The organism is Gemmiger formicilis, from assembly GCF_016901605.1.
Lineage (GTDB): Bacteria > Bacillota > Clostridia > Oscillospirales > Ruminococcaceae > Gemmiger > Gemmiger formicilis_B.
Map to the genome: position 1 here is coordinate 1 of NZ_JACJKP010000113.1, position 9,935 is coordinate 9,935.

Annotated in this window: 9 protein-coding genes; 2 read left to right on the forward strand and 7 right to left on the reverse strand. The window is 57.9% G+C overall.

All coding sequences use genetic code 11. The features are described 5' to 3' along the window. From carB to H6B10_RS09615, 7 genes are all read right to left on the reverse strand, one after another. Positions 1-2,273, reverse strand: a 2,273-nt coding sequence (gene carB, locus H6B10_RS09585; RefSeq protein ID WP_204651400.1) for a carbamoyl-phosphate synthase large subunit, incomplete at its 3' end; no start/stop codon positions are given. After that, positions 2,266-3,396, reverse strand: a complete 1,131-nt coding sequence (gene carA / locus H6B10_RS09590; protein WP_204651401.1) for a glutamine-hydrolyzing carbamoyl-phosphate synthase small subunit — start codon at positions 3,394-3,396, stop codon at positions 2,266-2,268. The genes carA and carB, both read right to left, overlap by 8 nt. Positions 3,397-3,418: 22 nt before the next feature. Further along, entirely contained in the window at positions 3,419-4,015 is a 597-nt protein-coding gene (gene pyrE / locus H6B10_RS09595) for an orotate phosphoribosyltransferase (RefSeq protein ID WP_204651402.1), read from the reverse strand. A gap of 81 nt (positions 4,016-4,096) precedes the next feature. After that, positions 4,097-5,005 carry a dihydroorotate dehydrogenase gene (locus tag H6B10_RS09600; protein WP_204651403.1) on the reverse strand — a complete coding sequence of 303 codons (909 nt, stop codon included), beginning with the start codon at positions 5,003-5,005 and terminating at the stop codon, positions 4,097-4,099. Next, positions 5,005-5,775 carry a dihydroorotate dehydrogenase electron transfer subunit gene (locus H6B10_RS09605; protein WP_204651404.1) on the reverse strand — a complete coding sequence of 257 codons (771 nt, stop codon included), beginning with the start codon at positions 5,773-5,775 and terminating at the stop codon, positions 5,005-5,007. Before H6B10_RS09605 ends, H6B10_RS09600 begins: the two co-directional genes overlap by 1 nt. Continuing rightward, a complete protein-coding gene (pyrF, locus tag H6B10_RS09610; protein WP_204651405.1) occupies positions 5,756-6,616 on the reverse strand; it encodes an orotidine-5'-phosphate decarboxylase in 861 nt (286 codons plus the stop codon). The genes H6B10_RS09605 and pyrF overlap by 20 nt, the downstream gene beginning before the upstream one ends. Before the next feature lie 28 nt (positions 6,617-6,644). Beyond that, positions 6,645-7,835 carry a dihydroorotase gene (locus tag H6B10_RS09615; protein ID WP_204651406.1) on the reverse strand — a complete coding sequence of 397 codons (1,191 nt, stop codon included), beginning with the start codon at positions 7,833-7,835 and terminating at the stop codon, positions 6,645-6,647. 384 nt (positions 7,836-8,219) lie between these two features. Here H6B10_RS09615 and epsC point away from each other — a divergent pair, with 384 nt between their 5' ends. Both epsC and H6B10_RS09625 read left to right on the forward strand, forming a co-directional pair. Beyond that, on the forward strand, positions 8,220-8,879 hold the full coding sequence (gene epsC / locus H6B10_RS09620) for a serine O-acetyltransferase EpsC (protein WP_204651407.1): 660 nt from the start codon (positions 8,220-8,222) through the stop codon (positions 8,877-8,879). Positions 8,880-9,001: 122 nt separating this feature from the next. Further along, the coding region (locus H6B10_RS09625; protein ID WP_204651408.1) for an ABC transporter transmembrane domain-containing protein at positions 9,002-9,935 on the forward strand (934 nt) is incomplete at its 3' end.

Here is a 9,935-nt window from a genome sequence, read left to right on the forward strand (position 1 = left end):
GCGTCTACCTCACATTCGGTACCGTAGATATACTTATCCATCAGCACCGGGTGGCTCATATCCACGTGGGCGGTAATGACGCCCATATACTCAATAACGTCCGCCGAGTTGTAGGCCACGATCATGTTCTGGCCGCCCAAAACGTAGGAAGGACGCATCAGAACAGGATAACCAACTTCCTGCGCTGCCTTCAGTGCCTCGTCCAGAGTGTAAACGGTACGGCCCTCGGGGCGGGGAATGCCGCAGCGCTCCAGCAACTGGTCGAAGCGTTCACGGTCCTCGGCCTCGTCAATGGCATCTGCCGGGGTGCCCAGGATGGGCAGACCGATCTCGTCCATGTGCTTGGCCAGCTTGATGGCAGTCTGACCGCCGAACTGGACCAGGCAGCCGTCGGGTTTTTCGGTGGCAATGATATTGTCCACGCTCTCGGGGTTCAGCGGGTCGAAGTACAGACGGTCACCGGTATCAAAGTCGGTGGAAACGGTCTCGGGGTTGTTGTTGACCAGAATGGCCTCGCAGCCGTGGTTTTTCAGCGTCCAGACGGCATGCACCGAGCAGTAGTCAAACTCGATGCCCTGACCGATACGGATGGGGCCGGAACCGAATACCAGCACTTTCTTCTTTTTGGGATCGCTGCGCTCGGCAATAAACTGCTCCGCCTCATTGTCTTCATCATAGGTGGAGTAGAAGTACGGCGTTTTGGCTGCGAACTCGGCCGCGCAGGTATCTACCATCTTGAAAGCCGCTTTGGGGGCTTCGGGCAGCGTTTCCACGCCGGCCAGGCGCTTGATGGTCTTGTCCAGGAAGCCGAATTTCTTAGCTTCCAGATATTTTTCCCGGGTCAGTTCGCCTTTCTGCAGGCCCATTTCGATGTCAGCCAGGTGCTGCATCTTATCCAGGAACCACCAATCGATCTTAGTGATCTTGTAAATAGTTTCGTGGGGAACACCGCGCTTGAGTGCTTCATATACGCAGAAAGCACGCTCGGAATCCTGCACATGCAGATGCTCGATGATTTCCTCGGTGGAAAGCTGCTCGAAATCCGGCAGGGTCAGCGTATCCATGCCCAGCTCGATGGAGGAAACCGCCTTCATCATGGCATGCTCAAAGTTATTGCCAATGGCCATGACTTCGCCGGTGGCCATCATCTGGGTACCCAGAGATTTGTCCGCATAGACGAATTTGTCAAAGGGCCACTTGGGGTATTTGACCACAACATAGTCCAGCGCCGGTTCGAAGCAGGCGCAGGTCTCGCCGGTAACGTCGTTGGTGATCTCGTCCAGGGTGTAACCCAGCGCGATCTTGGTGGCCACCTTGGCGATGGGGTAGCCGGTGGCCTTGGAGGCCAGCGCCGAAGAACGGGACACTCGGGGGTTGACCTCGATAACCGCGTACTCGAAGCTGTCGGGTTTCAGGGCAAACTGGCAGTTGCAGCCGCCCTCGATGCCCAGCTCGGTGATGATGTCCAACGCAGCGGTACGCAGCATCTGGTACTCTTTATCAGACAGGGTCTGGCTGGGCGCCACTACGATGGAGTCGCCGGTGTGGATGCCAACGGGGTCCAGGTTCTCCATGTTACAAACGGTGATCACGTTGCCCTTGGAGTCACGCATGACCTCGTATTCGATTTCTTTCCAGCCGGAGATGCACTTTTCCACCAGAATCTGATGGATGGGCGACAAACGCAAACCGTTGGTTGCAATTTCATGCAGCTTTTCGCGGTCCTCGCAGATACCGCCGCCGGTACCGCCCATGGTGAAGGCCGGGCGGACAATGACGGGATAACCGATCACTTCGGCAAAGTCCAGGGCATCGTCCAGGTCCTCAACCACCTTGGAGGGGATGATGGGCTGGTTCAGCTTCTCCATGGTATCTTTGAAGAGCTGACGATCCTCGGCACGGTCGATGGTCTCCGGTTTGCAGGCCAGCAGACGGACGCCGCTGCGGTCCAGGAAGCCGTTGCGGGCCAGTTCCATGGAAAGGTTCAGGCCCATCTGGCCGCCCAGGTTGGGCAGGATGGCATCCGGCTTTTCCTTTTCGATGATGCGCTCTACGACTTCCGCCGTCAGCGGTTCGATATACACATGATCGGCAATATCGGGGTCGGTCATGATGGTGGCGGGGTTGGAGTTGACGAGCACCGTCTCGACACCCTCGGATTTGAGGGCGCGGCAGGCCTGCGTGCCGGAATAGTCAAACTCTGCCGCCTGACCGATGATGATGGGGCCGGAACCAATGACCAGCACCTTTTTGATACTGGGGTCTTTAGGCATCGATGTTTACTCCTTTCGCTGCCAGCATACGGCTGACAAACTCGTCAAACAGGAACTCGGTATCCTTGGGGCCGCCGTTGGCCTCCGGGTGGAACTGCACCGTAAAGCAGTTCCAACGGAAATAGTCCACGCCCTCGCAGGTGCCGTCGTTGGCATTGCGATAGCTTACACGACCCACTTCCGCGGGCAGGGTCTCCCCTTCCACCGCATAACCGTGGTTCTGGCTGGTGATGAAGGTGCGCTTGCCGCTGTAATGGCTGACAGGCTGGTTGGCACCGCGGTGACCGTACTTCAGCTTGCAGGTCTTGGCTCCTGCCGCCAAAGCGGTCAGCTGATGGCCCAGGCAGATGCCGAAGGCTGCAATGCCGGAATCCAGCATTTCCCCGATGTTTTTGATGATCTCCACGTTTTCCGCCGGGTCGCCGGGGCCGTTGGAAAGCATCAGACCGTCGGGATTCAGCGCCGCCAGCTCTGCTGCGGTGGTGGTGCCGGGCAGCACCGTCACACGGCAGCCGCGCTTCTGCAGGCAGCGCACAATGTTATTCTTGCAGCCCAGGTCCAGCAGCGCCACATGCAGCGGCTCGCCTTCCCAGGCGCCTTGCGCCGTGGGCTCGTAGGTTTTGGCTTCCTGGCAGGTCACAGTCTTGACCGCTTCGGTCACAGCATAAGCTGCAATCCGGGGCAGCAGCTCTGCCACCTTCTCCGGCTCGGCCTCGGGGTCGAACTCGGTGGTGATGGCGCCGTTCATGACACCGCTCTCCCGGAGCGTACGGGTCAGGCTGCGGGTGTCGATGCCTTCGATGCCGATGATGCCGTACTTTTTCAGGAAGGCATCCAGGGTTTCTTCACTGCGGAAGTTGGAGGGCGTCTTGCATGCTTCGCGCACAATGTAGCCGCGAGCCCAGATTTTGCCGCTCTCCACATCCTCATGGTTCATGCCATAGTTGCCGATGAGCGGGTAGGTCTGGGTGATGATCTGCCCATAGTAACTGGGGTCGGTGAGGGTTTCCTCAAAGCCGACCATACCGGTGGCAAACACCACTTCGCCGATGGTCGTACCGGGGCAACCAATGCTTTGCCCCCGGAACACCCGGCCGTTTGCCAGTATCAGATATGCCTGCATATTCTAAACTCCCTGTTGCGTATTAAAGAGTCTGCTTGGCCGCTTCCTTCATTTTGCGGCTGCCCAGGTGAACCAGCGGCAGTTTGCCCTCTTTGCAGAGCGGGCACTCTTCCGGGGCGTAGTTGGGCAGATCCAGCTTGAGGGCGCTGGCGACGATGGGAATCGGAGACGGAGCGTCGGCACGGGTGCGGTCCACCACGCAGGCGATGCCCAGGCAGATGCCGCCGGCCTCTTCAATCACGCGCTTGGTTTCCAGGCTGGAAACACCGGTGGTGACCACGTCCTCGGCAATGATGCAGCGCTGGCCCGGCTCAATGCGGAACCGCTTGAGGGTCATAACATTATCCACACGCTCGGTGAAGATGGCACGCTTGCCCAGCTGACGGCCCAGTTCGTAGGCGTACACGATGCCGCCCATGGCAGGGCCCACCACAACGTCCACGTTGAGTTCCTTCAGCTTTTCTGCCACCGGTGCCATAACCTCGGCGCAGCGGTCAGGGTACTGCTGCAGAAACGCCATCTGGCAGTAAGCGCTGGAATGACGGCCGGACGACAGCAGGAAATGACCCTCCAGGAAGGCTTCACATTCCTTCAAAACTTCGATTGCTTCTCTCGCCATGATACTTTCCTCCTGTATTATACTCATTTTATAGTAACACGAATTGAATATTATTGCAATATGTATGCATAAAAATTCAAATCACTGCCGGGCACAGCCGCGGATTTCATCCAGCGTCTTGACGCCATGAGCATCCATCCACTGGCCGATCTCCGCCGTGATGCGCACACAGGCCTGGGGGTCCAGGAAGTTGGCCGTACCCACCTGAACAGCGGCTGCACCGGCCATAATGAACTCCAGTGCATCGCGTCCTGTCAGGATGCCGCCAAGACCCACCACCGGGATATTAACGGCCCCCACCGCCTGCCAGACCATGCGCAGGGCAATGGGGCGCACCGCCGGACCGGACAAACCGGCAAAAGTGTTGTTGAACACCGGGCGGCGTTTTTCCAGATCAATGGCGCAGGCCTGGAAGGTGTTGCAAAGGCTGATGCCGTCGGCACCGGCTGCTTCCACCGCTTTACACATCTCGGGGATGTTTTCTGCCTGCGGGCTGAGTTTGACCACCAGCGGTACCGTGCAGACTTTGCGCACCGCGCTGACCACCTCACTGGCGTCCTGTGCGCGGATACCGAAAGCAAGACCCCCCTGCTTGACGTTGGGGCAGCTGATATTCAGTTCCAGAATATCAATGCCGACGGCGCAGAGCTTCTCTACGCCTTCCACGTTTTCTTCAATGGTGTGGCCGCCCAGATTGGCCCAGACGGTGGTACCGCAGCGGCGCATGGCGGGCAGTTCATGATCGATGAAATGCTGTACGCCGGGGTTCTGCAGGCCGATGGAGTTCATCAGGCCGGAGGGGGTTTCATACAGGCGTTCGCCCTCGTTACCGGGCTGACCGTTCAGGGTCAGGCCTTTGCCGGAGATGCCGCCCAGCAGACGCAGGTCTTCGATGTCGGCATATTCGGGACCGAATCCGAAGGTACCGGAGGCTGCGATGACCGGGCCGGCCAACCGCTTACCGAGAAAATCCACATGCAGATCTGCCATCAGTCGAACACCTCCTCAGCTTTGAATACGGGGCCGTCCTTGCAGACGGTGCGCGGGCCCACCTTGGTGTGGCAGGTGCAGCCCAGGCAGGCGCCCAGACCGCAGGCCATCTTTTTCTCCAGGCTGGCCAGGCAGGGCGTACCGGCTGCCGCGCAAAGTTTGGCCACGCCGCGCATCATAACCATTGGGCCGCAGGTCAGCACCAGGTCATAATTGGCCGCATCCAGCAGGTCGGTGACCAGACCATGGTGGCCGTGGGCACCGGAATCGGTAGCCAGATGAATGGTGTGGCACCAGGGCACAAATGCTTCCATGCCGTAGGGTTCGTCCCGGAAGCCCACATACAGGTCCGGGCGAATGCCGGCGCGGCAGAGCTGCTTGCAGAGCAGCAGCAGCGGCGCCGTGCCGATACCGCCGCCCACCACGGCAATTTTGCCATACTGCTGTGCCAGGCCTGCAACATCAAAACCGTTGCCGCAGGGGCCGGTGACGGTCAGCGTCTGACCGGGCTGCAGGGCTGCCAGTTTCTGAGTGCCCTCCCCTTTGACCTGATACAGGAAAGTCAGGGCACCGGTCTGATTGTCGAAATCATGCACGCTGATGGGACGGGACAGAATGGGGGGCGCGTCCGGCGCCCAGGCGCGCAGCATATAAAACTGACCTGCATGGGGTTCGTGGCGGGGGTCCTGCCACTGCACCACCAAGCGGCGGATGTCCGGCGCCAGGCTTTCCTGGGCCAGAACCTGAAGCTTACAGCTTATCGCATTCACCCTGAATATCCTCCCGCATACGCACACATTCATTGTAGGCTGCTTCGTCATAGGCTACGCCGGGCTGCTTCTTCCAGGCCAGCAGAATGCCGCGGCTGGAGTTGACCACACCGCCGTTGCCCTTGGTAAGGTACTGGGCAATATCCGCCGCCTTGCCGCCCTGAGCACCGTAGCCCGGGATCAGGAAGAAGGTGTTCTTATAAGCTGCGCGGATTGCGGTGGCTTCCTCGGTATGGGTGCCGCCGATGACCAGACCAATGCTGGAGTAGCCGTGCTCACCCATATAGTCCTTGCCCAGCTCGGTCAGGCTGTCGCCCACCAGGTCGTAAACATGGCGGCCGTCGGCCAGTTTCTGGTACTCAAAGTCCTTGGCGCCGGGGTTGGAAGTGCGGCAAAGCACGAACACACCCTTGCCCTGCTCCTTGCAGTAAGGCAGATAGGGGCTGATGGAATCCAGGCCCATATAGGGAGCCAAGGTAATGATGTCTGCTTCAAAGTCACCGGTAAAGTGTGCCTTGGCATACATCTCGGCCGTTTTGGCAATATCGCCGCGCTTAATGTCGGCGATCACCGGCAGGCCGGTGGCCCGGGCCAGTTTCAGGGTCTCCGCATAGGCGCGCATGCCGTCCATACCCAGGGATTCATAATAGGCGATCTGTACTTTGTAGCAGCCCGCCACGCCCTTGGTGGCATTGATCAATGCGCGGTTGAACTCAACAACGTTCTCCCCCGCCGTCTTGGCGGTGTCGGTAGTGGGCAGGTAGCTGATCTCGGTATCCAGGCCGACGCAGACCGGGCCGTTGGCAGCTACGCTCTCATACAGTTTGTCCATGTTGGTCATAATGGTTCCCCCGTTCTAAAAATTGTATTTATTCCTCGATCTGAAAGGTCACCTTGCCGCCCTTGATGGTGGTAACCACTTTACCAAACAGATAAGCACCATCATAGGGGCAGTTTTTGCTCTTGCTGTGCAGTTCCGATGCATCCACCTGGTACATATGGTCCAGGTCCACCAGCACCACGTCGGCATCATAGCCGGGGGCCAGCAGCCCCTTGTGGTCGGCCAAGCCCATAACTGCTGCCGGGCCGGCGCTCATCAGGAAGCTGAGCAGTTCCAGCGGCAGGCACTGTTCCCGGCAAAGCTTGGTGTAGCAAACACCGAAAGCGGTTTCCAGCCCAACCATACCGGCGGCACCTTTTTCCTTTTCCTCCGCCGTATGAGGGGCGTGGTCGGTTCCGATGCAGGTTACGGTGCCATCCTTGATGGCTTCGATCAGGGCGGTGACATCATCAGCCTTACGGATAGGCGGATTTACCTTGTACTGCAGGCGGCTGTCATCAAACCACAAATGATGGGGCGTCACTTCGCAGCTGACCCGCGCGCCACGCATCCGGCTGATGCGAATGGCATCCACTGCTTCTTTGGTAGACACATGGCACATGTGCAGCCGGGTGCCGTAGTATTCGGCCAGGTGGCAGTTGCGCACCGTTTCGATGTTTTCTGCCAGGCGGTAATCCCACGGGCTGATGTCGCTGTCCTCCGCATGGGACATGACCGTAAGGCCGCGCTCGGTCGCCAGCGCAAAGACCCGCGCCATGACAGCGTTGTTCATAACGCCGTGGCCATCCTCCGTGATGAACTTGATGTCTTCCGGCAGGGTCGCCAGGTGGTCGATGGTTTTACCGTCGAAGTCTTTGGTGATGGATACCGTCTGGTTGGCATCGCACAGACCGATGCGCCGTGCCTCCTCCTGAACGGCGTGGGCAATCTCGGCCGAAGAGCAGACCGGCTTGGTGTTGGGCATCAGGTTCACAAAGGTGTACCCACCCGCGGCCGCTGCGGCGGAACCGGTGGCGATATCCTCTTTATACTCAAAGCCCGGCGTGCGCCAGTGGCAATGTGTATCGATAAAAGCAGGCAGAACCGTCCGGCCTTTGGCATCCAGAACTTCCTCTCCTTCCGGAACAAGAAGCCCCAACCCCACAGCGGCGATTTTGCCGTCGCGCAGCCAGAGTTCGACGGATTTTCCTTCACAGTCTTTTGCGTTGCGGATCAGCATGGCAAGACCTCCTGTTTTTTCTTGGCAGGGCCCCACACTTTGACGTGCGGGCAAAAAAAAACTTTTCCCGAAAAAAGGGAAAAGTCAAAAAGCGATACCCTGTGCGGTGCCAGGAAAGAACACCCCACCGTACATTTTGAAGCTGACGGAACAGCTTTGCATAGTGGCGCACCTCTCCCTTACACAGATTTTACTTATTGTACCATGCCGCAGCAAATGTGTCAATGCAGGTCATTCTTTTACACCGTGAGGGATTTTATGGATTTTTGCGTCAACTTTTGGACAATTTGACAAAATGCCTGCCCGTTTTGCCGCCCGTTGCCTTTTGGCAAAAAATGTGCTACTATTTATAATAGTATTGTTTGGGATAGAGAGGACTGTATCATGGGGCTTTGGGAAGACGCAAAAAACATCCGGGATAAGGACCCTGCCGCACGCAATGTGCTGGAGGTCATCATTCTGTACCCCGGTTTTCATGTGCTGGTCACGCATCGCATTGCACATTTTCTGTATCGCAAAAAGTGTTTCTTTCTGGCGCGGCTGATCAGCCAGCTTTCCCGCCATTTGACCGGCATCGAGATTCATCCCGGTGCCAAAATCGGGCACAAGCTGTTTATCGACCATGGCATGGGCATCGTGTTCGGTGAAACCACCGAAATCGGCGACAACTGCACCATCTATCACGGCGTAACGCTGGGCGGCACCGGCAAGGATACCGGAAAGCGCCACCCCACCCTGGGCGACAACGTTCTGATCGGCGCCGGTGCCAAGGTACTGGGGCCGGTTTACATCGGCGATAACGTGCGTGTGGGCGCCGGCAGCGTCGTGCTGAAGAACCTGCCCGCCAACGCCACCGCCGTAGGTGTTCCCGCCGAAGTGGTGCGGGTAGGCAACATCAAATGCTGCCCGGCCGACGACCTGGACCAGCAGGCACTGCCCGATATTGTCAGCCAGCGCATTTCGGAACTGGAAGCCCGCCTGAGCCGCATGGAGGCCAAAATGCAGGGCGAATATCCGCCGGACAAACCCATCGGTCCGCAGTAAACAACACTGTGCACAGGGAGCTTTCCCCTGTGCATTTTTTATTTTCCATTCCCTGGTCCGTTTTCTTCCTGCCGAAACTGTGATAGAATGAAGGCAAATCTTGGGAAAGGGTGCTGTGCGGAATGAACACCGACAAACAAACCCGCAAAATATGGGGCAGGCTTTTTGCGTTGCTGCCCCGCAAACAAAAGCTTGAATTTTTTATCGTGCTGGCCATTCTGGGAATATCCGCCGTTCTCAGCCAAATGACGCCGCTGGCGGTAGGGTATCTTACAGACCATGTATTAGCGGCCAAATCCGCAACTTTCCAGTCCGTTCTTCCGATCCTGCTGGTGATTCTGCTGGTCAACGTGGTCAACGAAGTCATCAAGGTCATCCGCCGCCTTATTGTAGAGGATGCGGCCACCCAGGCCGAAAAAAACGCCCGGCAGCGCGCTGCGCTCTCCCTGCTGAAAGCTCCGCTGGCCTACTTTCGTGAACATATGACCGGCAACATTCACGGCCGTCTGAACCGCAGTCTGGAAGGTACCGTCAAACTGATCAAACTGCTGTTCATGGACTTTGCCCCGGCCGTGACCACCGGCCTGGCCGCCATTGTGACCATCTTTATGCAGCTGCCCTTCCCTGTGGCATGTATGGTGATTCTGGTCATTCCCGTGGGCACATTTATTGTCTTCCGGCAGATCAGTACACAAAAGGGCATCCGCGTGGAACTGATGGATACCAAGGCCGATATGGACGGCACCATGGTAGAGTTACTGGGCGGTATTGAGACCATCCGCACACTGGACAGCGCCCAGACCGAAAGCCTGCGCATTGAAGGACAGTCCGAACAGCTGCGCAAAAAGGAAATGCGCCACCATAAAGCCATGGCGCTGTACGACTGCCTGAAGTTTGTAAATGAAGCATTCTTCAGCGTACTGGTCATCGGGATTTCGGTTTTGCTGGCATCCCAGGGCGTCATCACCATCGGCACCGTACTGACCGCCTACCTGTGCTTTACCCAGCTGACCGGCCCGCTGCGGGAACTGCACCGGATTCTGGATGAATTTTCCG